Below are 25,977 nucleotides of genomic sequence, written 5' to 3'. Positions count from 1 at the left end.
TCCGTTAGTGGGTCGCGTCGAACGAACGGCCGGTCAGGGCGACGAACGCGTCGTCGAGGGTGCGCTTGTCGATGCGCAGATCGCTGACCAGGACGTGGTGGCGGGCGAGCTCAGCAGTGACCGCCGTGGCGAAATCACCCCTGCCCGTGACGACCACCCGGCTCCCCGTCCTGGTCACGCCGGTCACCCCGGGCAGTCCACCCAGCTCGACCATGTCCCCCGCCATCAGCGTGAACCGCATCTGGTGCTCGGCGTCGATCCCGTCGACCAGCCCGGCCGGGGTGTCGATCGCGACGATCGTGCCGCGGTCGAAGACGGCGACGCGGTCGCAGAGCTCCTCCACCTCATCCATGAAGTGGCTGACCAACACCACCGTCACGCCACTCGCCCGGACCCGCTTGATCAGCTCCCAGGTGGTACGGCGAGCCTGCGGGTCGAGCCCCGCGGTCAACTCGTCGAGGAACGCCACCCGCGGATTGCCCACCAGCGCCAGCGCGATGAACAGCCGTTGCTTCTGGCCACCGGACAACTTCCCGAAGCGGGCATTGCGCTTGTCCGCCAGCCCCCACTCCTCCAGCAGCTCACGCCAATTGCGCGGCTTGGCATAGAAGGAGGCATACAGGTCGAGCGCCTCCCACACCTTGATGTTCTCCGGCAACTGCGTGTGCTGGAGCTGCACCCCGATCTGCTCGCGCAGCTTGCGCCCGTCCTTGACCGGGTCGAGCCCGAGCACCTTGATCGACCCGCCGTCGGGCCGCCGCAGTCCCTCCACGCACTCCACGGTGGTGGTCTTGCCGGTGCCGTTCGGCCCGAGGATGCCGAAGATCTCGCCCTCCTCCACGGAGAACGACACCCCGTCCAGAACCGTCAGGTCCGCGTACCGCTTGCGGAGGTCTGTGACTTCGATGACTGCCATGACTCAAGCATCTTTCGCCTGCGCTCGGGGCGAATCGATCTGCCGGCCATACTCGTCCGCGAATGCTGCTGACCCGAAAATCCACCGTTCGGTTGATGCCGCCGAGGAGCTGCGCCGTGCTTCCATGGCCTCGATCGGCACTTCGCTGTGCTCAGTCGCGCTCCCGCGCCTGAAGGCGATCCCCGCCCGGGATCCTACTGACGAGCCGGTCGCCCAAGCAGCTGCCCGAGTTCCGCATGGCCGAGGGCGGGCTCGTGTCGTCGGTGCGCGACCAGCTCCGCTATGCCGCCTTCCACCTGGGCGCGAGCGGCGAGGAGCCGGTCGGCGCCGCCACCAGGGAGCTGATGCAGAGGGAGCACGTCCCGCTCGGCGTGCCGTGGACCGGCATCGGGCTGCCGTGGCTGCTGGACGAGCAGGCGGGCGTGCGGCTGGTCACGCACGGCGGCAACATCGGCAACCTGCAGTTGTCCTCGTTCGTCCTGGTGCCCGAGCGCGGCTTCGCCGTCACCACGCTCACCAACTCCGCCCCCGGCAAGGCGCTGGGCAACCTGGTGATCGACTGGTGCCTGGAGCACCTCCTCGGCGCCACACCGCAGGCCGTACGGCTGACGCTGCGCGAACCCGGGCCGGAGTACGCGGGCAGCTACGACGCGGGGCAGTGGACCTTCGAGGTCGACGCTCAGACGATGCGCCGAAGGGCACGAAGCCCTCGGCGTCCGAGAAGCCACCCTCACCATCAGTGGAGCGGCCACGACCAGACGCGGGAAAGGTGTCGCCATCAGTGGAGCCGCCGTCAGACGCGGGAAAGCGGACGCCGTCAAGCGGACAGGAGCAGCCATCGTCAAACGGACGAGAGCCGACTCCTTCAGGTCCGAAGGTGCTCGGGACCGTGTCGCAAAGCGACGTGAACGCCTACTGCCAGAGTCAGGGATACTTCGGCGGCGTGGGCGGCGTAGGCAACTACTCGTGCTATGGCCCTAGTGGAATGAGAGCGGTCACCATGACGAACGTATGCCAGTGGGCCTACCCCGGTTACCCGAACGTCCGTACGGAAGGGGACACCTGCATGTCGTCCTGACCACCAGGCGAGGGGGCACATCGCCCTTCCGGGCTCAGACAGCGACGGATGTCGCCGAGCGCCCATGGTGGCCGCAGCCGTCCGCGACCAGGGTCGAAGCGTTCCCGGATCACGAGGCGGCGGACGGCGGCGGCCCGGTCTAGTCGATCCAGATCACCAGGCCGGTCAAGCCGTTGAGCACCGCCGCGGCACCGGCCCGGACGGCGCGCCCGGCACGCTCGGGGGTGAAGGTGGCGGGGTCGTACGTCGACGACATGCCGAGCCCCTCGCCGCGGAACGACGCACCGGTCCAGTCGGTGGCGGTGACGTTCCCCGTGGGCTCGGCCAGTTCGGCGCCGACCACGAGGAACTGCTGGTCGAGGTGGTTGGGACTGACCATGGCCAGGGGGTCGATGAGGTCGTTGCCGGCGCTGATGATGAGGTCGGGCTTCATCTCGATCGCGCTGCTGATGCGCGGGATGAACTGGTCCGGCTCCGTGGCCGTGAGGGTCTTGAGGCTGACGCGCTCCTCCTCGGCCCACTCCGTCACGGCGTTCACCAGCGTCTTGGTCTGGGGGTCGTCCCCCGCGGTGAGCAGCACCACTCGGTAGCCCTCCGACGGGCGAACCCCGTTCCACGAGCCGGGTCGCGGCGTGATCGTCGCCTCCGGGGCGGGCGACGCGGCCGGGAAGAACCCCGGGCCGGGGGTGCCGACGGCGCTGGGCTTCGCGTGCGGCCGGGACCAGTCGTCACCGGAGCCGCATCCGCTGACCAGTAGAGCGGTCGCGACTGCAGCGGCCAGTGTGCCGGCAGGCAGAAGTCGAGGGCGCATTGAGATCGTCCTCCGGGATGGCGGGAAGTGCGCCTACTTCCTACCTCATTGTTTGCGGCCTTCGGAGCTGAGGCCGCCTCCGCCGGGTTTGGTTCGTCGCGAGTTCGCGTGCGAGAGGCCACTCGTTCATCCGAGTCGAGCAGATTTCGTACACCAAACCGCAAAAGGAGTCATATGTCCCCCGCCGCACGGCGTCGTGCCGGTGCCGTCATCGCCGCCGTAGCCGTGGCCGTCCTGCTCAGTGCCGCGCCCGCTCTCGCCCACGGGTTCACCTCGACCGTGTACGCCGACCTCACCTCGACCGAGGCCGGGCACGTCCGCACCGAGCTGCAACTGGAGTACGACCTGCTCGTCGTCTCCGCCGCCGACAACGAGAAGAACGATCAGCTCTTCCGCGCGGGCACCGCGGCGTTCGAGTCCGGTGACGCCGCGGAGCAGGCCGCCACACTCAACACCCACGCCGACTCGGTCGTCGCGTACGTGACCGAACGGTTCGGCGTCACGGCCGGAGGTAGCGCGTGCGCCCCGGCCCGGGACGGCGACTTCACGATCGGGCGACGCGAGGGCGTCCCATACGCGCTGCTGGTCCTCGACTACCGGTGCCCGGAGTCCGCTGAAGCGCACGACGTACGCAGCGGGCTGTTCCCGGGTTCCGAGGGCTATGTACGCGACAGCAAGACGATCGTCACCTACGACCTCGACCTGCAGTCCGGAAGCACCGCCCTCGACGCTCAGCATCGGTCGTTCTCCACGCAACAGTCCTGGATCGAGCGGTTCTGGCAGTTCTTCCGGCTCGGAGCCGAGCACCTGCTCGACGGAATCGACCACATCCTGTTCCTGCTGGCGCTCATCGCGGGATCACGCCGCCTGCGCGAGATCGTGCTGGCGGCGACGACCTTCACGCTGGCCCACTCGGTGACCTTCATCCTCGCCGCTCTCGGCCTCGTGGAGGTGCCCGCGTCGCTCGTCGAGCCGGTGATCGCCCTCTCGATCTCGGTCGTGGCCGGCTGGCATCTGTGGCGGATCTGGCGACGCCGATCGCACGCCACAGATCTCGAGACGGTCGGTCACGGTCACCTCGCCCTGGACCGCGCGGGCTGGACCCGGCTCGCGGTGGTCTTCTGCTTCGGCCTCGTGCACGGTCTCGGCTTCGCCGCGGCCCTGGGAATCGACCAGGCCTGGTCGTGGACGCTTCTGTGGTCGCTGCTCGTCTTCAACGTGGGCATCGAGGTCGTCCAGCTGGCGATCATCATCGTCGTCTTCCCGCTGCTCGCCCTGCTGCGCCACCGCCGACCGGCCGCGGGACTGTGGGCGACGGGTGCCATCGCGACGGGTGTGTCCGTGATGGGCCTGGTGTGGTTCGTGCAACGCGTTCTTGAAATCTGAGATCACGTCACAACTTCCGGCGAGCGCAACAGCCTGCCCACCCCACGTTCACCTCCACGACACGGCTTTTCGAAAGCGTGCAAATCTCCCCAACTCCCCCAAATGGATGGAAACACATGAAGCTCGACAAGGGGCCACAAGGCCCGGGGTCTGTTCTGCGCCGGATGGCCATGGGCGCCACCGCGGCGGCCATCGGTGTCACCGCGGTGTTCGGCGGCGGCCTGGCGTCCGCGGCCCACGCTGACAGCACGACGCTCACCGGCATCGTCCTCGGCGTGGGCACCAACGAAACGCAGCGCGTCGTGTCGTGGTACTCCTCGGCCGACACCGCGCAGGTGGTCCAGGTCGCGCCGACGTCCAAGCTCGTCGACGGCCAGTTCCCCGCAAGCGCCGTCACCTTCCCGGCCACGGTCGCCGCCAACAGCGTCAACGGCGGCTACAACGCCCACGCCACGATCGACAGCCTGAAGCAGAACACCTCGTACTCCTACCGTGTCGGCGCCGAGGGCCAGTGGTCCCCGACGTACTCCTTCACGACCCAGGACTTCAACGGCAACAACCTCGACTTCCTGTTCTTCGGCGACCCGCAGATCGGCTCGTCCGGCAGCACGGCGAAGGACGGCGCCGGGTGGCTCGACACCCTGGACGTCGCGCTCGCCGCCAACCCGAAGGCCGAGCTGCTGGTCTCGGGCGGTGACCAGGTCGAGACCGCCAACACCGAGTCGCAGTGGGACGCGTTCCTCGCGCCCGCCAAGCTGCGCCAGTACCCGTGGGCCGCCACCATCGGTAACCACGACGTCGGCGGCAAGGCGTACGAACAGCACTTCTGGACGCCGAACACCGACCGTTCCGCGCCGTACTACAACGGCAGCGCGACGACCCGGTCGGGCGGTAACTACTGGTTCAAGTACAAGAACGTCCTGTTCATCGACATCAACAGCAACGCCTACGCCAACGACGCCGACGCCGCGCACATCGACTACATCACCAAGGTCGTCAAGGAGCAGGGCGCCGACGCCAAGCACACGGTGCTCATCTACCACCACGCGATCTACTCGCCGGCCAGCCACGCGAACGACTCCGACAACAAGAAGCGCCGTCAGGACTTCCCGACCGCCTTCTCGAACCTCGGCATCGACCTGGTCCTGCAGGGTCACGACCACAGCTACTCGCGCAGCTACGTGATCAAGAACGGTCAGAAGGCGAACACGGACGAGCAGCCCGGCGCCGCCGAGGTGTCCAAGGGTCCGGGTGGCGTCATCTACGTGACGGCGAACTCCGCGTCGGGTTCGAAGTACTACGACCTCACCGCTCCGGACCCGAACAAGGACCCGAACTACGGTCCCGACCCGCTGAACCCCAAGAGCCACTGGGCCAACTCGGTCGAGAACCAGGAGCACGTCCGCACCTACGTGCGGGTCCAGGTGCGCGGCAACAAGCTCGTCGTCGAGAACATCCGCAGCGGCACCTGCGCCGCCCCCAACGCCGCGGTGGAGCTCGGCAAGGTGAAGTGGTGCGGCCCGAACAACGGTGCCGACGCTGCTCCGGGGGTCGGCTCCAGCGTCGACAAGGTCGTGATCCACACGAACGAGGGCAAGGCCAACGAGAACACGTCGGCCGCGGCTGACTCCGGCTGGCTTCAGTAGACGACTGAGAGTGGTGCCGGGCTCCTCACGCTCACCGCGCTGAGCTGATCCGGCCCGCTCAACCTCGTGGGGTGGGCACCGACGGTGCCCACCCCACCACAGGTCCTCCACGCCACCACAGGTCCTCCACGCCACCGCATGCCTTCCATCCCGCCGCTCCCAGAACTGCCCGAGGACCATCAGATGCACCTGCCCAGACCGCGTACGACCACAGCAGCCGGATCCCTCGCCCAGGCCACCGTCGTGGTGCTGCTCGCCGTGCTCGGCTTCCTCGGAGTGGGAACGGCACCCGCCGCGGCGGCGGACGGCGAGGTCTCCTGGGCGGTCAGGACGGCCTCCAATGACTTCGGGTCCGGCCGCCAGAACTACCGCTACACCCTCGACCCGGGCGGGCAGTTGGACGATGGCCTCGTGGTCGTCAACCACGGCACGACGCCGCTGCACCTGGCCGTGTACGCCGCTGACGGGTTCACCACCGAGCAGGGCCGGCTCGACCTGGCCGCGAAGGACGCGAAGTCGACCGGGGTGGGTGCGTGGGTCCACACGGACCGGTCCGACGTGACGGTCCCGCCCGGCACATCGGTCGAGGTGCCGTTCACCGTCGCCCTTCCGGACAGCGCCGCGCCCGGCGAATACATGGGCGGCATCGTCACCTCGCCGGCGCAGGCCGGCGAAGCGGACGGGAGCGAAGGGGACCACCGTCTCGGCATCCGGATCCGCCTGCGCGTGGGGGGAGAGCTCAAGCCGAGCCTCTCGGTAGAGGACCTGCACGTGCGCTACTCGGGCACGCCCAACCCCTTGGGAAAGGGTGATGCCACCGTCACGTACACGATCCACAACACGGGCAACGCCATCCTCACCGCTCGGCAGACGGTGTCCATATCCGGCCCCCTCGGGCGCCTGAGCGGGGACGCGGGGCACATCGACGATTCGCCCGAGTTGCTCCCAGGCGACACCTGGAAGGTCTCCGTGCCGATACACGGAGTGGTTCCCGCGCTGAGACTGACGGGGACGGTCACCCTCATGCCGCTGCTCACCGACGCGGCGGGCTCGGTCGCCCCGCTCGCCAACGTTGAGAGCACCACGCACGCCTGGACCATCCCCTGGGCACTGCTGCTTTTCCTCATCGTCCTTTGCGGGCTCGTCATCGCGGCTCTGGCCTCCCGCCGCCGCCGTCAGACCAAGCTCCGCGTCCAGGAGGCTGTCGAGCAGCCGCTTCGCGAACGGGAGACCTCTGACCGGTAGCCGTCAGACACGACCTAATGCCGCGACCGGCGAGGTCGTACGGACGCCTCACCCTGGCCCCGGCACGGCGCACCGGCTGGGAGTCACGCGACTCACCGGCGAACCCCGCCGGAGACGGACTCCCAGTGAACGTTTGGATCAGGCCTGGCTTCTGAGCCGGGCGTAGGCCGCGGGCGGCATGCCAACCGCGGCGGTGAAGTCGCGGGTCAGGTGGGCCTGATCGGTGTAGCCAAGCTCGGCGGCCAGCGTGGCGAGGTCAAGGCCCTGGTAAACCCGCTCCGCGGCCTCGTGCAGGCGGAAGCGGCGAATCACCCACTTGGGGCCGATGCCGACATAGTCCCGGAACAGCCGCTGCAGCGAGCGCACCGACCGCCCCGATCTGGCGGCCAGCTCGTCGACCCTGGTCACGGACACGTCGCTCTCCGCCATCGCCACCAATGCCGCGACCTCTTCCGCTAGCGGATCCTGATTTGGCCCCAGACTCAGCAGGAACGTCTCGGTGAGTGCGATGGCGGCCCGGGGATTGGACTCGGTCAGGACTTGCTCGACCAGGGTCGCGCCAGCTGCGCTGTACATCTCGCTGATCTCCACGAAGCGGCCGGTCAGCTGGGACACCGGACCGCCGAGGAACGGCCGGAAGCCGCCAGGGCGGAAGCGCGTGCCGAGCACGCGGCCGCTGCCCCGCATCGTGTAGGAGAACCCGCCCTTGATCACTCCCGCGATCCGGTGAAAGTCCTGGGCGATCGTCATGTTCACGGTGGGGTGCGAGACGATGCGCTGTTCGTACGGCTCAGCGAGGTCAGCCCATGTGACGACCCAGAAGTGCTCCACATACGCCGAAATTTCGGATGATGGCGCCTGTCGGACGAAATCGAAGGCGTTGAGCCCCGCGTATGGATTGACCCAGCCACGCTGTCGCGTTTCTACAAGCCGCGCCTCGGGCAGGCGGGGCACGATGGCTGCCATGGAAGACATGATGCCGCTCATGACGCGCGCCACCGAACGGACCACAGGATTGGTGCGCGCGGTTCGGCAGGAGCAGCTCGGGTTCTCGACGCCATGCGCGAAGTTCGACGTCAAGGACCTGATCAACCACCTCGAGTGGGTGGCGGAGATGTTCGAGTCACTGGCTCGCAAGGGACCGAGCGTCGAGCAGGGACCTTACACGGGCGACTTCCCCGAGCGAGCGGAGGGCACGCTGGACGCCTGGTCGCGGCCCGAGGCATGGGAGGGGACCAGCCCCGCCATGGGCCTGCCGATGACCGCGCTGGCCCACATGTACCTCGTCGACATGATCGTGCACGGCTGGGACCTGGCCAGAGCCACCGGTCAGGAGTACGAGCCGGACCCCGAGGCCGTCTCGCGGGCGCTGCACTTCACTGACCAGATGGTGGAGGTGGCCAGGAAACGCGGTGTCTTCGGGCCGCCGGTGGCAGTGTCGGACGACGCTCCGCTGTTCGACCGCCTGCTCGGCATCATCGGTCGGGATCCGGCCTGGACAGCGTGATCTGTTCCAGCCCTATTAAGGCCGCCCGCAGGCCTACGACGAAGCTGAGCAGAGATCCGGACCGCCGCCGGCCTTGGGGCCGTGCGACTCCATGACCTTCGGCACCACGACCCGGGGGCCGGCGAAAGCTGCCCGGCGGCCTGCGAGCAGGCCGGGCAGCCGTGCCGTCGGGGTTGCCGTCGACGACGTTGGATCCGCCGGCGAAGAACAACGTCGTAGCACCTGGGGACACCAGAAGCTACATTGGATGCATGAAGACGATTACGCAGCGCGAGTTCCGCAACAACTCGGCTGCCGTCATGGATGCGGTGGAAGCGGGCGAGGTCTACCACATCACCCGCAACGGCATCGAGGTCGCCGAATTGCGGCCCCTGGCCCGCAGACGACGCCTGACCGCGGAGGAATTGGTCGCTCGCCATCGTCGGCTACCACACGTGGACTACGAGCGCATGCGGCAAGAGGCCGATGAGTTCTTCGGCACGGAAGACCGCGTCGGCGACGACAACGATCCCTGGGAGCGCCACCATGCCGGACCGTGACGAGTCGGGGGTGCTCGACACCTGCACCTACATCGATCTGGGTCTGATCGACCCAGCGCGGTTGCCGACCATCCCGGAGATCACCGCTATCACTCTTGCCGAACTCCACCAAGGCGTCGCCATGGCCAAAGACGCTGGAGCCAGAGCCGCACGCATGGAGAAACTAGGGGCAGCCGTCACCGATTTCGAACCGCTTCCCTTCGACGGCGACGCCGCCGCCCGCTACGGGACCCTGGTGGCCCTCACGATCGCCGCCGATCGCGACCCTCGTCCTCGCAGGATGGATCTGATGATCGCAGCGGTGGCATCCACTCGAGGCCTGCCGCTCTACACGCGCAACGACGCCGACTTCAAGGGGCTCGAAAGCGTAGTGACCGTAGTGTCCGTGTGACGATTCCGCGGAGCCCGGAGAGCGCGAGCGGCTGGCGGGCGACTATGAGGCGCTGCGCGCGTACCGGGCCAAGTACGGGTTCGGCGTCTGGTCCATGGTCGCCTTCCCGAAGGACCCGGTGGTCAACCCCGTGTGGGGGGAGAACCCGAACAACGAGAACCTGATGGCGATGTCGGCGGACGAGCTGAAGAAGTGGCGCGCCGCCGACGACAGGTGCTTCGCCAAGGCCGCCAAGCAGCACCTCGGCATGACCGTCACCTCGTACAACGACTACCTCACCAAGCTCGAAGCGACGCTGGACAAGTCCGTGGTCGCGCTCGACGAGGACAAGCAGATCGCGCAGCTCGGCGAGCAGTTCGCCAAGTGCCTGGGCGTCAGCCAGACCAAGCCCTCGGCCTTGGCCGAGCTCGGTAAGTCGCAGTACACGAAGCAGGCCACGGAGGTCGCCAAGAAGAACTGGAGGGGCCCGCTGCCGAGATGAACGTCCGACCCCCGCAATGCGGGTAGCCCACTGCTGGCCACCCCACCCGGCGATCGTCGCCGTAGACCGACAGCGAAGCGGGCGCCCTCGCGTCAAGGGCGCCCGCTTCGCTTCGTGCTTTACGCCGGCGCGTTGACGGCCGAGCCCGCCGCGGCCCGCTCCCGCGTGACGCGGCGGCGCCGGGTCGGCAGCCCGAACGTCGGGTTGGCGACGCCCCAGGCGGCGCCCTTGCAGACCAGCTCCTTGTAGACGGCGGCGAGTCGTCCAGTATGGACCGCCTGCACGGTGCGGTCGTCGGCGGTGACGTACTGGATCAACCCCTCCTTGCGGCCCAGCGAGACGCACTGGGCGAAGTAGCGGATCGGCACATTCGGGAGCTTCCCGCCGGTCAGGCGCGCCGCGATCGCGTCGGCGGCCTGCCACGCGACCGGGGTGCCCGAGGCGCACGACATCCGCAGCGGCTTGTCCCCGGGGCCCATCACCATGGCCGCGTCGCCGACGGCGTACACGTCCGGGTGCGAGACCGAGCGCATGGTCCCGTCGACCACGATCTGGCCGGCGCCGGTGACCTCCAGGGTGGTCGCCTTCGCGATCGGGTGGACCGCGAAGCCGGTGGCCCACACGGTGACCGCGGCCGGGATGGCCTTGCCGTCGGCTGTGGCGACGCGGTCGGCTTCGACGCCGGTGACGGCGGCGTGCTCGTACACGGTGATCCCGAGCCTGCCGACGACCTTCCGCAGATGCCCGCGACCCTTGGGCGAGAGCCAGTCGCCGAGGCCGCCGCGGGCGGCGAGGGCGACGTCGAGGTCCGGGCGGGTCTCAGCGATCTCGGTCGCGGCCTCCAGGCCGGTGAGGCCGCCGCCGACGACGACCACGGTCTGCCCGGCGTCGAGGCGGGCCAGGCGCTCGCGCAGCCGGAGTGCGCCGGGGCGGCCGGCGATCTCATAGGCGTGCTCGGTGGTCCCGGGGACGCCTTGGGCGTTCCAGCCGCTGCCGAGGGCGTAGACGAGCGTGTCGTAGGCGAGTTCTTCGGCGCCGTTCGCGTCGATGACGGCGACGGTCTTGCGGTCGACGTCGACGCCGGTGACCTTCGCGAGCCTCAGTTCGACGCCGGTTCCCGCGAACATCCCGCTGAACGGCCGGGGCTTGAGGTCCTGGCCGGCCGCCAGCTGGTGCATGCGGACGCGTTCGACGAAGTCGGGCTCGGCGTTGACGAGGGTGATCGCGACATCCTCGCGGCGGAGCCGCCTGGCGAGGCGGCCGGCGGCGAAGGCTCCGGCGTATCCGGCTCCGAGGACGATGATGCGGTGCCGCATTTCCTTGCTCCTGTCGTGCGCGGGTTCGCCCCTTGAACCGGGCGGCCCGCCGTTTCCTGACAGGAACGCGATGTGAAGCACCTCACATAGCGCTCAGAAGGCGTTGAACAGCGGCTCCCCGTGGTCGGCGGCCGCCCAGTGCGCGGTCGCGCGCTCGAGCTTGTCGGGGTTGACCTGGATGCGGGACGCGGCGACGCCCTCGGCGGTGACCTCCAGGCACATGACGCCGACGACCCGGCCGTCCACGGCGGCCACGACGGCGGGTTCGCCGTTGGCGGTCCAGGCGTAGACCTCGGCCGAGCCGCCGACCAAGGCGCGCTTGGCCGCGCCGGGTTTGAGCAGGCCCCACAGGAACTTCGCCACCGCGACGGCACCCTCGAACGCCTTGGCGCGGGCCGGGACCTTCCCGCCACCGTCGCCGATCGCGATGGCGTCCTCGGTGAGCAGACGCACGAGCGGATCGATCCGGCCGCTGGTGGCGGCCGCCAGGAACTCCTCGACGATCCGCCGGGCGGCGGCCTCGTCGACCTCGGTGCGGGCCTTGCCGTCCGCGACGTGCTTCTTGGCACGGTGGAAGATCTGCTGGCTGGCGGCCTCGGTGATGTCGAGGATCTCGGCGATCTCCCGATGCGGGTAGTCGAAGGCCTCCCGCAGCACGTACACCGCCCGCTCGTTGGGGGAGAGGCGCTCCATGAGGGTGAGGACCGCGTACGAGACCGATTCGCGCTGCTCGGCGGTGTCGGCCGGGCCGAGCATCGGGTCCCCGGCGAGCAGCGGCTCGGGAAGCCATTGGCCCACATAGGTCTCGCGGCGCGCCCGCGCGGAGGTGAGCTGGTTGAGGCACAGGTTGGTGAGGACCTTCGTCAGCCAGGCCTCGGGGACCTCGATGCGGTCGACGTCGGCGGCCTGCCAGCGCAGGAACGTCTCCTGCACGGCGTCCTCGGCCTCCCCGGCGGAGCCGAGGAGGCGGTAGGCGATGGCCTCCAAGCGCGGCCTGAAGGCCTCGAACCGGTCGACGTCCTTCGCGGTCAAGGGCATGGCCCGATGCTAGCCCGCGCAGCGCGAATCGGCCGCCGCCGTGATGGGGCTCTTCCGGGGCGCTTCTCCTGCTCCCATGCTTCGGGGCGTTCTTGCTGTTCAGATGATGTGGTCAGGGGCAGGGTCGAACTGTCGACCTTCCGCTTTTCAGCTGTGGCAGTCGCCCACCTCGCCCTTGCTGACCTGGGGCTGGAGAGTGCTCGGCGGTTTCTGACGTACGGCGTGGGTGGCCGACGTTGCCGTCAGCTTTGCCGTCGGACGCCGGCAGCGGGGGCGGCAGCGGGGGCGGCACGAACCGCATCTCCATCAGTCAACGCGGGAGGTGACCTGTGGCGCCCGCAGCCGAGGCTGCGGGCGCCACAGGTTCTGGAGTCACCGCAGAGGCCGGGGCCTCTCCGGTGGATACGTCACGGGGTGACGGTCACCTGGACCGCCGAGGCCGTGCCGATCTGGACGTCCAGGGTGATAGACCTGCCGGCGAGGAGTGCGGCGCGGGCCTCGTCGCGGAGGTTGAGCTGCAGGTCGCGGGTCTTGCCGGGCTGGAGCGTGACCTTCTTGGTGTCAAGAGGGTGGCCGTCGTGGCGGATGGTGACCTGCTCCTGGCACTTCTCCGCGCCGGCGCAGACCAGGGTGATCGTCGCCTGAGCAGGGGCGTTCTCCTTCGCCTTGACCGTGGCGGTGACGGTGTCGTGCAGCACACTCATCGGCGGGGTCCCGGGCTCCTGCGGGAGGAGCGAAGCGACGTAGCGCCCCGTGTCACCGGAGGTGTTGAGCGCGAGGGTCGTCCCGTCCGACCGGTTCAGGAGCACGGTGACCGTGGCGTTGCCCTGCTCGTCGAGGCGGACCTCTCCGAGGTAGGCGACGTCGTCCTCAGCCGGAGCCGACGTCGATGCGCCGGCCTTCAGCAGGAGGAACGACAACTGCTTGGCCGCCGCGGCGGTCCCGGCGGACACCGTGACCGTGACGGTGCCGTTGTCGTTTACGACCACCTCGTGGTGGATGCCGCCGGTCTCGGTGGCCTCGGCCGTCGGCGGGACCGCGGTGGTGAATGCGACGGTCCGCACCGTTCCGGCCTCGGCGACGGTCTCCCTCGCAGCCGCGGGTTCGGCCGCTGTCGCCTTGGCGGCCGGTGTTGTCGAGCCGCGCAGAACCGGTCGGCCGAGGCCGGTGTCCCACTGCCAGACCTTCTCCAGGTCCCACCTGAGCGACGTGTACGTGGCCGGGTCGGCGGCCTGCGCGGTGGTGATGGTGGTGCCGTTGAAGCTCTCCGGCGCGGTGTCTCCGATGTTCTGCACCGAGGCGACCACGGTCTCGGAGGCGAGGTTGTTCTCAACGGTCGGGGCGCCGCCGCTGAGGGTGCGGGCGACGATTCGGTGCGCCCATCCGGTCGCGGTCACCGTCGGGTTGAGGGCGACGTTGTCACGGATGGTGGTGCCGGTGTAGGCGTAGCCGCTGACACCGCCGGCGCTCTGGTTGCCGGCGGCGTTGACCGGGCCGGCCGCGTACGTGCGCTCGGTGAGGCTGCCGCCGGTGGTCGCGGCGCACTGGGCGGCACCGCCGGCGATGCCGATGAGGCCGCCGGCGTACCGGCCGCCGCTCGTCGAGACGCCGGCCGCGGACCATGCGTCGCGCAGGATGCCACAGCTGTACCCGACGATGCCGCCGACGGTGGTGTTGCCGACGATCGCGCCGGTGGTGGCGACGCGCTCGAGGGTGCCGTCGAGGCGGTCGGCGAGCAGGCCCACGTTCCCCGCGGTCGTCTGCACGGAGGCGTCAGCGAGGGTCAGGTCTCGGACGTGACCGGTGACGGAGGCGAACAGACCGCCATCGGCGGAGGCGTACCCGGTCAAGTTGTGGCCGGCGCCGTCGAGCTCACCCGTGAAGGCCGGGGTGATGCGGGCGATGCCGGTCAGGTCGAGGTCCACGGTGAGGCGGAACCGCTCGGACGGGTACGCGGCCAGTTCCTTGAGGTCGCCGGGCTTCTGCACGAGGTAGAAGCCGTCGGTGTCGCGTTTCAGGGCCGGGCCCGCGGGGGCCGGCTCCTCGACGGCCGGGACGTCCTCCGGCACCGCGCGCAGAACGGGCCGCCGGCCGTCGGCGTCCCACTGCCAGGCCGACTCGAAGTCGAAGCCGAGCTTGCCGGCCCAGAAGGCCTGGTCGGCGGTTTGGTCTCGGGTCGCGGTGGCGCCGTTGAGCGTGGCCGGGCCGATCGCGGTCTCGGCCTGCGAGTTCGCCTCGACGGTCTCGGCCGCCCAGTTGTTACTGAGCGTGGCGACGTTGTTCGCCAGCACACGGCCCAGGAAGCGGTGCGCCCAGGACGGTGCGGTGACGGTCGGGTTGAGCGCGATCGAGTCGCGGATGGTGGTGCCGGTGTAGCCGTAGCCGACCACACCACCGTCGTTACGGGCGTCGGCTGTGACGGCGCCCGTGGAGAAGACCCGCTCCGTGGTGGAGCCGGCCAGGGCCACGCCGATCACGCCGCCCGCCTCGGTGGCGAGCGCGTGCACGTTCGCCGTGGAGTAGGCGTCACGCACGATGCCCTGCGAGTCACCGACGAGACCGCCCGCACGCGAGCCCGCGGTCACGGACCCGGAGACCCACACGCGCTCGATGGCGCCGGTGCTGCTGTTGGCCAGAATGCCAGCGCGAGCCGTGGTGGTGTTCACCTTGGCGTCGAGGACCGCGAGGTCGTGGACGTGCCCGGAGATCTGGGCGAACAGACCACCGGTGGTGGAGGTCAGGCCCGTGATGGTGTGGCCGGCGCCGTCCAGTTCGCCGATGAACGGCTGCGGCGGGCTGGTGAACGGCGTGCCGGTCAGGTCGAGGTCGGCGGCGAGCACGTAGTCGTAGGACGGGTGCTTACCCATCAGGATCAGGTCCTCGACGCTGTCGACGACGTAGAAGCCGCGCTCGTCCTTCGGCAGTTCGGGTGCCGGGACCGGCTCGAGCGTCTCCGTCGCCATCCGCAGGGTCGGGCGCTTGGCGACGTCGTCCCACTGCCAGACGGTCTCGAAGTCCCAGCCGCGCTCCGCGTAGAAGGCCTGCCGCTGGATCTCCGAGGGGGCGACGACATTGCCCTTCTGGTTGTCGGCCGCGGGCGGGTCGGTCAGCGACTGCCCGCTGATCGGCACGGAACGGCTGACGTGATTGTCCTCGAGCGTGGCGGTCTGCCCGGTGTAGACGCGACCGACGATGGCGTGCGCGTAGCTCGACGCGGAGATGTTCGCGTTCAACGCGACCGCGTGGCTCACCTGGGTGTCGGTGTAGCCGTAGGCGGCCACACCGCCCGCGGATGAGCCGCTCGCGAGGACCGCACCGGTGGCGAGGACGTTCTCGGTGACCGACCCACCGACGGAGACGCCGACGACACCGCCGGCGTACTGGGTCGTCGCGCGTACGTTCGCCGTGGAGATGCTGTCGTGGACGGTGCCGAAATGGTGGCCGGTGATGCCGCCAACGTAGCTGTTCGCGGTCAGCGACCCGTCGACGCGGACCCGCTGGATCGTGCCGTGGTTCTGGTCGGCGACCAGGCCGGCGGTGGAACGGTCGGTGGTGACGTCGCCCTGGACCACCAGGTCCTCGATCGTGCCGTGGTTGTCAGCGAACAGGCCCGGCCCCTGGTCGGCCAGGGCGGCCAGCCCGGAGATGGTGTGCCCGTCGCCGTCGAAGACGCCCGTGAAGTTGGTCGTACGACCGATCTGAGCACGGTCGAGCCCGGTCAGGTTCAGGTCGGCGATGAGCCGGTAGTGACTGGCCGGGTCGTTGTCGACCTTGGCCAGGTCGTCGGGCGAGTCGATCAAGTACGGGGACTTCTCGGTGCCCTCACCGCTCAGGCCCTCGCGCAGGGTCACGGCCGGCCGCAGTGGCTTTCCGGACGCCAGCGAGTCCCACGTGAACAGCTTGACCGTCGAGCTCGGCGCCACCGGCAGCGGCGTGTCGAAGCGGACGTACTGCTCGCGACCGCGGTGGTCAAGGGTGACGTCGAGGGTACGCACGTCGATCATCCGCTGCTGCGAGTTGTCGTACGTCGCGGCCATGACGGTGACCTTGTCCAGGCTGCCCGAGGAGGACAGGAGACCCACACCTTTCAGCTCACGGTTCTCGATCTCGGCCGAGGAGACCTTCCAGGAACCGCGCGGTTTGGCGACGGTCACCTCGTCGACCAGGCGCCCGTCCATCGTGTACGTCGACAGCTGCAGGCCGGCGTCGGTCGCCTTCAGGACACCGCCCATCTGGACGTTCTCGTCGAAGACCTTGTCGTCCCACCAGAACCGCTGGTTGTCGTAGAACTTCGGGCCGGACGACCCCATGGTCACGAACGCGGTGCCTGCGGCCTCCTCCTCGGGGGTCTTCGCCAAGCGCCCGTCGTAGATCGTGGACCGCTTGTAGACGTGGTCGTGCCCGCCGACGTACAGGTCGACGCCGAGCCGGTCGAGCACGCGCGTGACCTTCTCCCGGTCGATGTCCATGCCGCCGTCGCCGGCGTGCTGGCCGCCGTAGTAGGAGAAGTGCCCGACGACGACGTTCCACGTCGCGTGCGAGGCGCGCACGTCGTCGACCAGCCACTTGAGCTGCTCGTCGAGGCGCACGTTGGAGTTCAGCACCGAGAAGTGGATGTCACCGCGGTCGAAGGAGTAGTTGCTCTCGCCGATCACGCCGTTGCGCGGCAGCGCGAACATGTTGGTGAAGATCGCACTCGGCTGCTTGCCGACCGCGTCGTAGTCGAGGTCCTCGTAGGTCTCGTGGTTGCCGACCACGCCCGCGTATTGCAGGTCGAGTTCGGACAGGAAGGAGCCGTGGATCTCGGCCCACTTCTCACCCCGTCCTCCGCGGTCGACGAGGTCGCCGACCTGAATCACGGTACCGCCGCCCGGCGTCTGGCCCTTCAGCCGGTCGAGCACCCGCACCGGCAGGGTGAGGGCGTCGGCGTTGCCGTCGGGCACCTGAATGTCGCCCAGGATGTAGACCGGCTCCCCCTTGGCGCCGCCGGCGAGAAACTTGCCCCGTACGCCGGTCCAGGCCGACTCGACGGCAGGGGCGGGGGCACGGCCGTCGCGGGCCACGCCGAACCGGAACCGGTACGTCGTGCCGACCTTCAGCCCGGTCAGCCGGAACTCGTGGGAGCGCAGCGTCTGGCCAGTGATGGAGTGCTGGTAGACGGGCTCGTCGTTGCCGACCGTGTTGACCTCGTACGGGCGGTCGTTCGTCGAGGTCAGCACATCGGCCTTGGACCAGTCGTCCGAGCCCTCGGGCAGGACCTGTGCGTAGACCTGCTTGACGTCGCGGTCGGTGGTGACCGCGATGCCGGCGGCGCCGGGCACCTCGCCCACGGACGCGTTGCTGCCGAAGCGGAAGACGCCCGCCGGGTTCGGCGCCTCCTGGGAGACCTGGATCCGGAGCATCTCGGCGTTGGTGTTGCCGAGGTTGTCGGTCGCCTTCACGACCACGAACGCGTCGTCGTACGAGCGGATCCGGAAGGCACCGCCGGAGACCGGGACCTTGCCCGCGGAGTCGAACACCTCGAACGTGATCGTGGGCTGGGTGCCGGAGTCGTCGGTGGCCGTCACCTTCGGCAGGGTGACCGTGTCACCGTACTGCGCGGTGGCGGGGAAATCGCCTGACACGGTGATCCGCGGGGCGTAGTTCGCGCCGCGGGTGGTCTTCCCGATCCAGATCGGGGCGGAGACCAGGAAGTTGCCGTCGGCCTGGTCGGCGCGGACGTAGTAGAAGTCGCCATCCCGGACGTCCAGCTTGGTCTTCAGCGTCAGGTCGTTGCCGCTGATCTTGCCGAAGTCGTGGGCGACGGCGCCGCCGTTGGTGATGAGGCGCGCGGAGGTGAAGGAGTCCTTGGCGTCCGGGTCGGCGAGGCGGAGCTCGACGTCCAGGCTGGTGGTGTCGCCCGGCAGGACCGTGCCCATGATCTTGCCGTTGCCGCCGAACGCGAGGACCGCGTTGACGTCGGCCGTCGAGTAGAGGCTGCGGTCCCGCATCGCCGCGTATAAGGCGTCCAGGGAGTGGTCCTTGGCCCACACGCCGGTGATCGACGGGTTCCCGGACACCCAGTTCGCGGAGTGCTCGTCGCCGTTCCACACCGGGGCCAGGTGCCAGCCGGCGTCCAGCGCCTTCTGGAACTCGTTCACCGCATCGGTGGACTTGACCTCGATGAGCGCCATCCGGTCGTCGGCGGCCGGGTCAAGGCCCTTGAAGCCGAAGAAGTCGCCCTTGCTCGTGGTGGACGGGTGGTTGAACTGGCCGATCACGTCCGGGTCCTGCTTCAGGCGGGCCAGGAACGTGAAGTAGTCGTACTTCATGTCGCCGGTGCCGAACACGTTGCCGTACCCGTCGACGCTGCCCTTCTCGGTCGCCCGCGCCGTCACGTGCCAGTCGCTGTTGAACACGTTGATGTGGCCGGTGCCGTCGTACCAGGTGTTCTCGACCGCGGGGACCGCGACCAGGCCGTCCTGCTCGGCATTGAACTTCGCGGCGCTCTCGTGGAGGTAGCGCCACTCGGCGGAGTCGGCGTCCCGCCAGTTCTCGATGAAGTCGTCGCCGTTGCGGATGTCCCACATGACGTCGTGCTCGGACACCGCGAAGAAGTCGGCGTCGGTCTCGTCATGGACGTGCTTGTAGGCGTCCGGCGGCAGTTTGGCGCCGTCACTCACGGAGGTGTGCGCGTGGAACTCGCCGGTGTACAGGGACCTGTTGAGGTACGTCGGCCGATCCTCGCCGGCCGCCGAGGCCGGCGAAGCCGGTGCACAGACCAGTGCGCCGGCTGCGAGTGCGATCGCCGTGATCGCACCGGGCCAGGTGTGTGTTCGTGGTGCGCTGGTGCGCGTCATGTTTCTGCCGTTTCAGGTGGTTCTGGAGTGGCGACTGCCGCATCACAAAGACCACAGCAGGTGAAACGATCTGCTGCGCTCGCGTGTAGCGAAGGTGAACCAAGAAAGAAACCTGACAAGTCTCATATTTGGGATGCATTGGACAAAGCGCTGAGCGACTCTGAAACCACTCAACGGGGAGGAGATCGCCGCGACGAAGGTCACGGTCGGAGAGGGCCGGGGAATCCGCAGCCCGGGAGCGTTCGGGTCATCGCCTGCCCAGAACTCTGTCCAGTGGGTGCGGAACTCGTCGCGGGCGAGGTGGCCGTCACCGTCCAGGTCGAGCCGAGAGAAGATCTCATCGGTCGCCATGCTCGCCCGAGTCCGACCGCCTGCGGGGCAGGGGGAATTGCCTCTGTGCCGAACCGGCCGAGCGGGGCAACATCAGCTGGACGCGCCGAGGTTGCCGTCCGTGGACCGCAGAGTCGGCAGATCGGTTCGCGGTCGCAGGTAGGAATGGTGATATTGCAGGACCTCATAATCGGGAGCCCGGCCGCGGCCGCCAGGTTCCTGGCCCGCTCGAGTCGCCACGCCCAATGGTTACTCGCCCCGAGGTGACCCACGGTGCCGTCCTCGACCAAACCCGCGAAAGCCTCGACGGTCTCCTCCAGCGGCACCTTGGAATCCTCGAGGTACGCGTGTGCGTACAGCAGGTCCAGCTTGTCCACACCGAGCCGTTCCCTGCTCCACGAGGATTCCCGGATCACCTGTGCGGACAAGCCATCAAGGTCGTGGGTGAGGCCGGTCGCCGGAGCGTTGGGCCGCCCTCCGAGCTTTGAAGATCAAAAAGCCCCGGGCCATGATCGGCTCGGGGCGTTCTTGCTGTTCAGATGATGTGGTCAGGGGCAGGGTCGAACTGCCGACCTTCCGCTTTTCAGCTGTAGCAGTCACCCAGATCGCCGGTGCTCACTTGTGCGTGGAAGGTGGTCGGTGGTGCCCAGAGTGCGCTACTGGTAGCCGACGCTGCCGTCAGTGTTGCCGTCATCGCTCATCTTCAAAGCTCCTCTATGAGCTGTTCGGAGAGATGATCAGGCTAGCCCGTACGCCCAGGCAACCGGCAACCGGCCAAGACGGGCTGGAACCCGTCAGGTCGCAGAGATCCTGCCGCTGGAACTCTCGCCGGCCAGCATCTGCTGATATACTAATCTGAATTTATATATACGAGCGAGGTGGTGTCCATGACCAAGACCCTGATCGACCTCGATGACGAGGCCCTGGCCGAGGCCGCGAAACTGCTCGGCACTTCTTCCAAGAAAGACACGGTCAACGCCGCTCTACGAGAGATCGTCGACCGACGCAGACGTGCAGCCGCCATAGCTCGTATGCGCGAGATGGTTGCTGAGGGAGAGATCGATTTCTCGGCCATCGAGAAGGGTGATGGCACACAACAGGCTGTGGCGTGACAGAGCTCTATCTCATCGATACCAGTGCCTTGGTCCGCTTCTACCGCGGTCAGGTGGGTGCGGAATGGGATCACACGGTTTCCGCCGGGCTTGTCGGCATCTGCGAGCCGATCAGGCAGGAGTACCTCAGAGCAGTCGGCGGCCGACCGGCCTTCTACGAAGCCGACAGCCTGCTCCAGGAGACCTTTCCGTACCACTTCATCCCCGAATCGGCTTGGGACGAGACAAGCCGGCTGCAGCGCGAGCTCGCTGACAGGGGATGGCACCAATGTGCCTCTCCGGTCGATCTGCTCATGGCGGTGACGGCTCGGCATCACAAGCTCACCGTGTTGCATGCAGACGCCGATTTTGACGCCATCTCCCGCCTAACCGGACAGCCGGTGCGCTGGATTAGCTGAGTCAGCTTCTCGGCCCTGAAGGGCCGAGCTTGCGGCTCCTCGCCGTACCTGGCAGGTACGGGTCAGGCCGCGTCGTCGGCAGCGTGACTCACTGCCCAGCCCGTGACACCGCGCGAGGCGATGTTGCGGGCTGCGTTGACGTCGGCGTGCTCAGCGAAGCCGCACGACGTACAGGAGAAGGTTTTCTGGTCGGGCCGGTTCCTCTTGTCCACATGCCCGCAGGCCGAGCAGGTCTGGGAGGTGTAGGCCGGATCCACATGGATCACGGCGACCCCGCGCTGGGCCGCCTTGTAGGCGATGAAGCTCCCCAACTGGTGGAAACTCCACGAGTGCAACGTGACCCGCTGGGGCTTGCGGAGCCGTACCCGGTCACGGATCCCGCCCAGATCTTCCAGGGCGATGCCGCGTCCGGTGCGTTCTGCCTCGGTCACGATGCGTTTGGCGATGCGGTGATTAGTGTCGGCGGCGAACCGCGCCTCCTTGCGGCGGCGCTTCTTCAGCAGCCGTTTGGCGGACCTGCTGGCCTTAACCTGCAACCGGCGGCGTAGCTCCCGGTTGCGGTGGCGGACCGCGTTCAGGCCCTTACCGCAGTGGCGGGCACCGTCACTGGTGGTGGCAATGTTGGCAATGCCCAGATCCACCCCCACAAACCCGTCCGGTTCGGCGACCGGAACATCGGGGATCTCACAGGTCGCGTACAGGAACCACATGCCATCCCGGCAGACCAGGTCGGATTCGCCCTTCCGGTACAAGGCGAGCGTCTTGAGCTGGTCGGCCGACCCGGTGAACGCGACGTTCTTCAACCGGCCGGTCGTGGTCCAGATCGACACCATGCGCGCGTCGATCTGCCAGGACAGGCAGCGGTCATCGAACGACTGCGCGGCACCGGCGCGGAAGACGATCGGTTTACTCTCGGCCCGCGCACGGCGCGCAGAGCCTCCCGGCCCCAGGTTCCCGGCCCGGATGTTGGCTTTCAGTGTGGTGTAGGCGTCGGCGACCTTCTTGATCACATGCTGGGCGGCCTGCGCCCCCAACCCGCGCGCTTTCATCTCGCGATAGGTGTGCTTGCGCAGCGCGTACTCGCGCCGGTCTCCGGTCGTGAACGCGGTCATCGAGGCGAAGTTCGCGGCGTCGTTGCAGGCGTGCAGGGTCGCCTCCAGCGCCTCCGCCTGCTCGGGCGTCGGCCGGAGCCTCACCTGCATCACCAGCTTCACATCGAACACATTATCGGTTGGTTGATGGAAACCGAATCCGGATATCCGCAGACGTCGCAGTGTGGTCTACCGGTCTACAGCCTCCACGCGCATTCGGTCTTCCCCACCAAGTACCGGAGGCGGCCATTTCTGGTCACCGTCGCACTTCGCGGCGTCCTGCGGCGACGGTCCACTGTCGATCATCAAGGAGTACATCGAGAACCAGAAACGCCCGGACTAGCGTCCGGGCGAGGCGAGGGAAGCGATTCCTCCCGGGCGTGAACGCCCGGGATTCCTCGCTATATACCGCTGAACCGGACGCGCCGGCTGTCGCCGATCTGCGGTGAGTAAGGAGCGCGAGCGTTCGGCTGACCACGTGGGCGGAGTCAGCCGATCAGGCGCGCAGGGGCGGCGAAGCCGTCCTCGGTCAGGGCCAGTGGCGGCGTACGGCTTGCAGGCCAACACGGAATCGCTTAGGGCCCTTGCTCATCCTGGGACGATTGCGTAAGGGGATGTTGCTGTATAGGACCGGGCCAGCGCCCGCACGCCACTGTCGGCCCCGGGTTTGTCGATCACCACGCACACCCGGGGAACCGCACCTCTTTCAGGTCTTCCGGGACCAGAGCAGGCAGAGGCTCGGCTTCCCCGGTCTCGATGTCAATCCGGTAGTAGTTGCTGGGCCCGTAGCCGTAGGTACTGATCACGAAGGTGTCCGCACTGGTCCAACACTCGACCCTTTGGAGCCTCGCGGTCGTGGGCAGCCGCATGCTCCGGCGACCTGTGCGCCGGCCGTACCGCGTGAAGCGATTCTCGTCATAGTCGACGTCGATCCACGTCTTCCCGTCGAGCAACGGGCCCAAGTAGCCCAAGTCCTCTGTGCTGAACAAGACGCTGCCACTGAGATCGACCGCCCGAGCACCCTCCCAGTCATCAACCAGCAAGGCCTGCCCGCTCGCTAACCAGCCGTTCAGTATCGACTCCGGCCCAAAGCCCGGGACACGCCGCCGCTTGCCGTCCCAGACATACAGTTTGTCCTCGGAAGTGAACGCGAGGCGGCGACCGTCCGGAGAAAAATACAGTCGGTAGTCCGACGCATCGGCTTTCGATATCGTGCTGATCTTCCCCGACGGAAGGTCATACACGACGACCTTGCGCTTGCTCCGGCTGTGGTAGGCCAGCCTCCGGCCGTTCGGGCTGATCTCGAGGTCGCTTGGGGTGGCGTCCTCGACAAGCAGCCGTTGGTTCGACTCAGTGATGACGACCCAGTAGCTCCGCCCCGCGGCGCTCCGGTTCGCTTCGTGCAGGCCGGGGCGCTGGCGTGTGCGGGTCACGCGTGGATGTGCTGGGCGACCTTCGCTTGGAACGCCTGGCCAGACGTCGTCTCGCAGCCGGAGCACGACGACCGTGCCGTCCGCGTCGAATACGCCACCGCCTACCTGCAGATCTGGATCGTCGTCATCACCAACGGCGCAATATGTGGGAACCGTCACATCGAGTACAACTCGTGGGTGGTGACCGTCGGCCGGTGGTACTCATGATCATATCTATGATAATCGAAAGGATATTCGTGCGTACACGTAAGCTGGCGACCCTCCTGGCCGGCGCGGCCCTGGCCTCCACCACGCTGGTGGTGGTGGGCGCCGCCCCGGCCAGCGCGGCCGGACCCTGCGGCAGCAGCTACTCCCGGGTCGGCGTCTACGCCATCCCCAAGACCGGGACCCGCACAGGCACGCTGGAGGTGTACTACAGCTCCAGCACCGGAAAGAACTGCGCCTTGGCCTACGGTTACGGTTCCAACTACGGCACCACGACCTGGAAGGGCGTCTCGATATCGAGAGCCAACGGCACGGGGTACGACGTCGATGCCGACTATTACCAGTACTACGCTGGCCCGGTGTACGTCTCGGCGCCTGGCACGTGTATTAACGTGAGCGGATCAGTAGTGGCCGCGAAGACCACCTCGCTCAACAACGTGCACTGTGGCTGAACCTTTCCTGACCAGGCCGGGTGCTCCCAAAGGGACTGGGGTGGAGGTAGCCGTCGAGTTGGCCACGGATCTGCTGATGACGGAGTCCAACGTCAGGGTGCGTCAGGCGCAGTGATCCACAGGCAGAGCATCCACCCGACCTGAACATGAGACAGGCCCGCCCGCGCGCGGAGAGGACGATGCGCGGACGGGCCTGGTCAGCTTCCGGACGAGCTACTCGGCGGCGACGAGGCGAAACTGTTCAACCCGGCGCCGGTCAGCACCACCCGATACCGCTTTCACTACCGAGCTCCTTCGGCTCCTCCATGTGCTCACCCTCTGCGTGGAGCTGGAACCTGAGCAGGCCGACCTACTAGAGCGGATCTGTGATGGCCCGCTCGTCACCGTGGCTGACCTGGAGCAGGGGGACGTGTTCCCCAGGCCGCGCGAACGGTTCCCAGTCACAGATCTTGCTCTGCGGCCTGTCCGCCTTCTACGCCAGTCGAGGCGCGCATGCGTTCGGAGACCTTCAGGACCAAGGGGCCAGCTTGGACTCGCCACCCGGACGCGCGTAGCTGGGCCAGGCCGTCGAGCACTTCGGGCCGTAGGAAGCAGTCCGGCGCGGGATGCCCTCGGGTGAGGACGCCCCTTCGCGCTTCTTCCAACTGAGTTGGATATATGACGAAGCGCTTCGTGGCGCATTCTCCTCGTCGGGCAGACGTAGCCATGCCGGGCGGGCCAAGCCGAGCAACCGCGAACACCTGCTCGCGAACGGAGCCGGTTACGAAGTGAAAGTTCCTCGCCCTGATCGGGCTGTGACGGCGGGGGATGAGAAGTTGTGCCGTCCCGTTTCCGTGTTTCGCTACGGTACAGCATCGACGGTCTCAATCGAGTTCAGATCAGTCCCGCCCCTGGCGGGAGCCCGCCAAATTGATCACCACTTCCACCCGCGTAATCCTTCGGCGGTGTTTGAGTAGGCTTCCAGGTCCATGAATCCTCTGCGTTACCCACAGGAAATGCTTCCGCTATTTGAAGTCCTCGTCGAACTTCAGGGTTGATCAAGCCCGAGCTTCCTATCATGGCCACAGATACATCGGCCATTCCCGGAATCTCCCCTTGCCGATTGCGTGTCAGCGTGTTGGCCAGGACATAATGCCCGGCATCGGTCAGGGGGGCCTTATTTAGCCTGACACCCCGACGCCATGCGGCCACGCCAATACCCACTGCGACGACTGCGAGTACTGCACCCAACAGATGTCCGGTGAGGATGGAGATCACCGCAGCAGCACCGGCGAGCGATATGGCGAGTCCCAAGAGGCGCCGACTCCATGCCGGCGGCCTATAGGCAGCAGGCAACAGCAGCTTTTGACGAGTGAGTCGCTCGGCCAGGGCGGTGATCGCGGCACTCTCCGGCATCTCGGCGCATAACTCGGTCACCGGCCCAGATCTTTCACGATCATGATCAAGCCTTCCTGGGGTCGTGTTGATCAGGGTGCTGGGTGCAGAGTTCCGGGTTCGGGCATGCAGAAGGCCCGGTGGTCGCCGGGTTAGGCCCTCGGTCTCCCCTGGCGGGCCGGTAGGCGGGGCCTTTCTCCTCGTCGGGACGGATGGGCCACGGTCAGGAGGGGGCGGACAAGGCTCGAATCTTGTTCCAGGCCGTGATCAGGTCGGCGGTATGGGGATGGTCGGCGCATAGCCGGATCAGGCGTTTGCGGGCACGCCGGACGAGGCGTGCGGGGATCTGGAACAGGAGGCGGCGCAGGAGAGCGGGTGTGGCTGTGCGCA

Annotated in this window: 23 protein-coding genes and 1 pseudogene; 13 read left to right on the top strand and 11 right to left on the bottom strand. The window is 67.8% G+C overall.

The features are described 5' to 3' along the window. Positions 1-4: 4 nt before the first annotated feature. Positions 5-916 (bottom strand): ABC transporter ATP-binding protein, encoded by a 912-nt coding sequence (locus tag QSK17_RS11085; protein WP_285704552.1) that lies wholly within the window; start codon positions 914-916, stop codon positions 5-7. Positions 917-1,107: 191 nt separating this feature from the next. Here QSK17_RS11085 and QSK17_RS11080 point away from each other — a divergent pair, with 191 nt between their 5' ends. Next, the gene (locus QSK17_RS11080) at positions 1,108-1,824 is read left to right on the top strand and encodes a serine hydrolase (protein WP_352231791.1); all 717 of its coding nucleotides are present in this window, start codon (positions 1,108-1,110) and stop codon (positions 1,822-1,824) included. Between the two features lie 309 nt (positions 1,825-2,133). On the opposite strand, the gene QSK17_RS11075 is transcribed toward QSK17_RS11080, so the two are convergent. Beyond that, the gene (locus QSK17_RS11075) at positions 2,134-2,805 is read right to left on the bottom strand and encodes a type 1 periplasmic-binding domain-containing protein (protein WP_285704551.1); all 672 of its coding nucleotides are present in this window, start codon (positions 2,803-2,805) and stop codon (positions 2,134-2,136) included. A gap of 174 nt (positions 2,806-2,979) precedes the next feature. Between QSK17_RS11075 and QSK17_RS11070 the strand changes: the two genes are divergently transcribed. The 3 genes from QSK17_RS11070 (at position 2,980) to QSK17_RS11060 (ending at position 7,082) form a co-directional block, all read left to right on the top strand. Then, positions 2,980-4,191 (top strand): HupE/UreJ family protein, encoded by a 1,212-nt coding sequence (locus tag QSK17_RS11070; RefSeq protein WP_285704550.1) that lies wholly within the window; start codon positions 2,980-2,982, stop codon positions 4,189-4,191. A gap of 116 nt (positions 4,192-4,307) precedes the next feature. After that, positions 4,308-5,837 (top strand): purple acid phosphatase family protein, encoded by a 1,530-nt coding sequence (locus QSK17_RS11065; protein ID WP_285704549.1) that lies wholly within the window; start codon positions 4,308-4,310, stop codon positions 5,835-5,837. Between the two features lie 183 nt (positions 5,838-6,020). Beyond that, on the top strand, positions 6,021-7,082 hold the full coding sequence (locus tag QSK17_RS11060; protein WP_285704548.1) for a COG1470 family protein: 1,062 nt from the start codon (positions 6,021-6,023) through the stop codon (positions 7,080-7,082). A gap of 138 nt (positions 7,083-7,220) precedes the next feature. Here the strand turns inward: QSK17_RS11060 and QSK17_RS11055 are convergent, their stop codons facing one another. Further along, a complete protein-coding gene (locus QSK17_RS11055; protein WP_285704547.1) occupies positions 7,221-8,048 on the bottom strand; it encodes a helix-turn-helix domain-containing protein in 828 nt (275 codons plus the stop codon). 19 nt (positions 8,049-8,067) lie between these two features. On the opposite strand from QSK17_RS11055, the gene QSK17_RS11050 reads away from it, so the two are divergent. The 4 genes from QSK17_RS11050 (at position 8,068) to QSK17_RS11035 (ending at position 10,000) form a co-directional block, all read left to right on the top strand. Next, positions 8,068-8,589 (top strand): TIGR03086 family metal-binding protein, encoded by a 522-nt coding sequence (locus QSK17_RS11050; RefSeq protein ID WP_285704546.1) that lies wholly within the window; start codon positions 8,068-8,070, stop codon positions 8,587-8,589. A gap of 251 nt (positions 8,590-8,840) precedes the next feature. After that, positions 8,841-9,128 (top strand): type II toxin-antitoxin system Phd/YefM family antitoxin, encoded by a 288-nt coding sequence (locus QSK17_RS11045; protein WP_285704545.1) that lies wholly within the window; start codon positions 8,841-8,843, stop codon positions 9,126-9,128. Next, the gene (locus QSK17_RS11040; RefSeq protein WP_285704544.1) at positions 9,115-9,519 is read left to right on the top strand and encodes a type II toxin-antitoxin system VapC family toxin; all 405 of its coding nucleotides are present in this window, start codon (positions 9,115-9,117) and stop codon (positions 9,517-9,519) included. The genes QSK17_RS11045 and QSK17_RS11040 overlap by 14 nt, the downstream gene beginning before the upstream one ends. A gap of 94 nt (positions 9,520-9,613) precedes the next feature. Beyond that, the gene (locus QSK17_RS11035) at positions 9,614-10,000 is read left to right on the top strand and encodes a hypothetical protein (RefSeq protein WP_285704543.1); all 387 of its coding nucleotides are present in this window, start codon (positions 9,614-9,616) and stop codon (positions 9,998-10,000) included. A gap of 119 nt (positions 10,001-10,119) precedes the next feature. Here the strand turns inward: QSK17_RS11035 and QSK17_RS11030 are convergent, their stop codons facing one another. The 5 genes and pseudogenes from QSK17_RS11030 to QSK17_RS36120 all read right to left on the bottom strand — a co-directional run. Further along, positions 10,120-11,316, bottom strand: a complete 1,197-nt coding sequence (locus tag QSK17_RS11030) for an NAD(P)/FAD-dependent oxidoreductase (RefSeq protein ID WP_285704542.1) — start codon at positions 11,314-11,316, stop codon at positions 10,120-10,122. A 93-nt stretch (positions 11,317-11,409) separates the two neighbouring features. After that, positions 11,410-12,354 carry an RNA polymerase sigma-70 factor gene (locus QSK17_RS11025; RefSeq protein ID WP_285704541.1) on the bottom strand — a complete coding sequence of 315 codons (945 nt, stop codon included), beginning with the start codon at positions 12,352-12,354 and terminating at the stop codon, positions 11,410-11,412. 407 nt (positions 12,355-12,761) lie between these two features. Further along, on the bottom strand, positions 12,762-19,193 hold the full coding sequence (locus QSK17_RS11020; RefSeq protein WP_285704540.1) for a metallophosphoesterase: 6,432 nt from the start codon (positions 19,191-19,193) through the stop codon (positions 12,762-12,764). A 42-nt stretch (positions 19,194-19,235) separates the two neighbouring features. Then, positions 19,236-19,544 carry an EF-hand domain-containing protein gene (locus tag QSK17_RS11015; protein WP_285704539.1) on the bottom strand — a complete coding sequence of 103 codons (309 nt, stop codon included), beginning with the start codon at positions 19,542-19,544 and terminating at the stop codon, positions 19,236-19,238. 200 nt (positions 19,545-19,744) lie between these two features. Continuing rightward, positions 19,745-19,939 (bottom strand): annotated as a pseudogene (locus QSK17_RS36120) (aldo/keto reductase); the annotation flags it as partial. A gap of 471 nt (positions 19,940-20,410) precedes the next feature. Between QSK17_RS36120 and QSK17_RS11010 the strand changes: the two are divergent. Together QSK17_RS11010 and QSK17_RS11005 are read left to right on the top strand one after the other, a co-directional pair. After that, positions 20,411-20,635, top strand: coding sequence for a type II toxin-antitoxin system VapB family antitoxin (locus tag QSK17_RS11010; protein ID WP_285704538.1), 225 nt, complete (start codon positions 20,411-20,413; stop codon positions 20,633-20,635). Next, on the top strand, positions 20,632-21,033 hold the full coding sequence (locus QSK17_RS11005; protein WP_285704537.1) for a PIN domain nuclease: 402 nt from the start codon (positions 20,632-20,634) through the stop codon (positions 21,031-21,033). The genes QSK17_RS11010 and QSK17_RS11005 overlap by 4 nt, the downstream gene beginning before the upstream one ends. A gap of 62 nt (positions 21,034-21,095) precedes the next feature. Here QSK17_RS11005 and QSK17_RS11000 read toward each other — a convergent pair whose 3' ends face one another. Further along, positions 21,096-22,247, bottom strand: a complete 1,152-nt coding sequence (locus QSK17_RS11000) for an RNA-guided endonuclease InsQ/TnpB family protein (protein ID WP_285704536.1) — start codon at positions 22,245-22,247, stop codon at positions 21,096-21,098. 61 nt (positions 22,248-22,308) lie between these two features. Between QSK17_RS11000 and QSK17_RS36115 the strand changes: the two genes are divergently transcribed. Further along, the gene (locus tag QSK17_RS36115; RefSeq protein WP_352231785.1) at positions 22,309-22,467 is read left to right on the top strand and encodes a transposase; all 159 of its coding nucleotides are present in this window, start codon (positions 22,309-22,311) and stop codon (positions 22,465-22,467) included. A 331-nt stretch (positions 22,468-22,798) separates the two neighbouring features. Here QSK17_RS36115 and QSK17_RS10990 read toward each other — a convergent pair whose 3' ends face one another. Next, on the bottom strand, positions 22,799-23,557 hold the full coding sequence (locus QSK17_RS10990; RefSeq protein WP_285704535.1) for a TolB family protein: 759 nt from the start codon (positions 23,555-23,557) through the stop codon (positions 22,799-22,801). Positions 23,558-23,563: 6 nt separating this feature from the next. Between QSK17_RS10990 and QSK17_RS10985 the strand changes: the two genes are divergently transcribed. Together QSK17_RS10985 and QSK17_RS10980 are read left to right on the top strand one after the other, a co-directional pair. Continuing rightward, positions 23,564-23,764, top strand: a complete 201-nt coding sequence (locus tag QSK17_RS10985; RefSeq protein ID WP_285704534.1) for a hypothetical protein — start codon at positions 23,564-23,566, stop codon at positions 23,762-23,764. Between the two features lie 29 nt (positions 23,765-23,793). Next, a complete protein-coding gene (locus QSK17_RS10980) occupies positions 23,794-24,213 on the top strand; it encodes a hypothetical protein (protein WP_285704533.1) in 420 nt (139 codons plus the stop codon). Positions 24,214-25,086: 873 nt separating this feature from the next. Here the strand turns inward: QSK17_RS10980 and QSK17_RS10975 are convergent. After that, positions 25,087-25,629, bottom strand: coding sequence for a hypothetical protein (locus tag QSK17_RS10975; RefSeq protein WP_285704532.1), 543 nt, complete (start codon positions 25,627-25,629; stop codon positions 25,087-25,089). Positions 25,630-25,977: the final 348 nt, after the last annotated feature.

The organism is Microtetraspora sp. NBRC 16547 (assembly GCF_030268965.1).
GTDB lineage: Bacteria > Actinomycetota > Actinomycetes > Streptosporangiales > Streptosporangiaceae > Microtetraspora.
Note: the sequence above shows the minus strand (reverse complement) of the source record. Positions and strands in the feature narration are given on the sequence as shown.

Coding starts and splice junctions, on each gene's coding strand:
- QSK17_RS11085 (WP_285704552.1), bottom strand. CDS start 916: ATGGCAGTCATCGAAGTCACAGACCTCCGCAAGCGGTACGCGGACCTG.
- QSK17_RS11040 (WP_285704544.1), top strand. CDS start 9,115: ATGCCGGACCGTGACGAGTCGGGGGTGCTCGACACCTGCACCTACATC.
- QSK17_RS11060 (WP_285704548.1), top strand. CDS start 6,021: ATGCACCTGCCCAGACCGCGTACGACCACAGCAGCCGGATCCCTCGCC.
- QSK17_RS11010 (WP_285704538.1), top strand. CDS start 20,411: ATGACCAAGACCCTGATCGACCTCGATGACGAGGCCCTGGCCGAGGCC.
- QSK17_RS11075 (WP_285704551.1), bottom strand. CDS start 2,805: ATGCGCCCTCGACTTCTGCCTGCCGGCACACTGGCCGCTGCAGTCGCG.
- QSK17_RS11055 (WP_285704547.1), bottom strand. CDS start 8,048: ATGGCAGCCATCGTGCCCCGCCTGCCCGAGGCGCGGCTTGTAGAAACG.
- QSK17_RS11015 (WP_285704539.1), bottom strand. CDS start 19,544: ATGGCGACCGATGAGATCTTCTCTCGGCTCGACCTGGACGGTGACGGC.
- QSK17_RS11035 (WP_285704543.1), top strand. CDS start 9,614: ATGGTCGCCTTCCCGAAGGACCCGGTGGTCAACCCCGTGTGGGGGGAG.
- QSK17_RS11020 (WP_285704540.1), bottom strand. CDS start 19,193: ATGACGCGCACCAGCGCACCACGAACACACACCTGGCCCGGTGCGATC.
- QSK17_RS11050 (WP_285704546.1), top strand. CDS start 8,068: ATGACGCGCGCCACCGAACGGACCACAGGATTGGTGCGCGCGGTTCGG.
- QSK17_RS10985 (WP_285704534.1), top strand. CDS start 23,564: ATGTGCTGGGCGACCTTCGCTTGGAACGCCTGGCCAGACGTCGTCTCG.
- QSK17_RS11030 (WP_285704542.1), bottom strand. CDS start 11,316: ATGCGGCACCGCATCATCGTCCTCGGAGCCGGATACGCCGGAGCCTTC.
- QSK17_RS11065 (WP_285704549.1), top strand. CDS start 4,308: ATGAAGCTCGACAAGGGGCCACAAGGCCCGGGGTCTGTTCTGCGCCGG.
- QSK17_RS11045 (WP_285704545.1), top strand. CDS start 8,841: ATGAAGACGATTACGCAGCGCGAGTTCCGCAACAACTCGGCTGCCGTC.
- QSK17_RS11070 (WP_285704550.1), top strand. CDS start 2,980: ATGTCCCCCGCCGCACGGCGTCGTGCCGGTGCCGTCATCGCCGCCGTA.
- QSK17_RS11025 (WP_285704541.1), bottom strand. CDS start 12,354: ATGCCCTTGACCGCGAAGGACGTCGACCGGTTCGAGGCCTTCAGGCCG.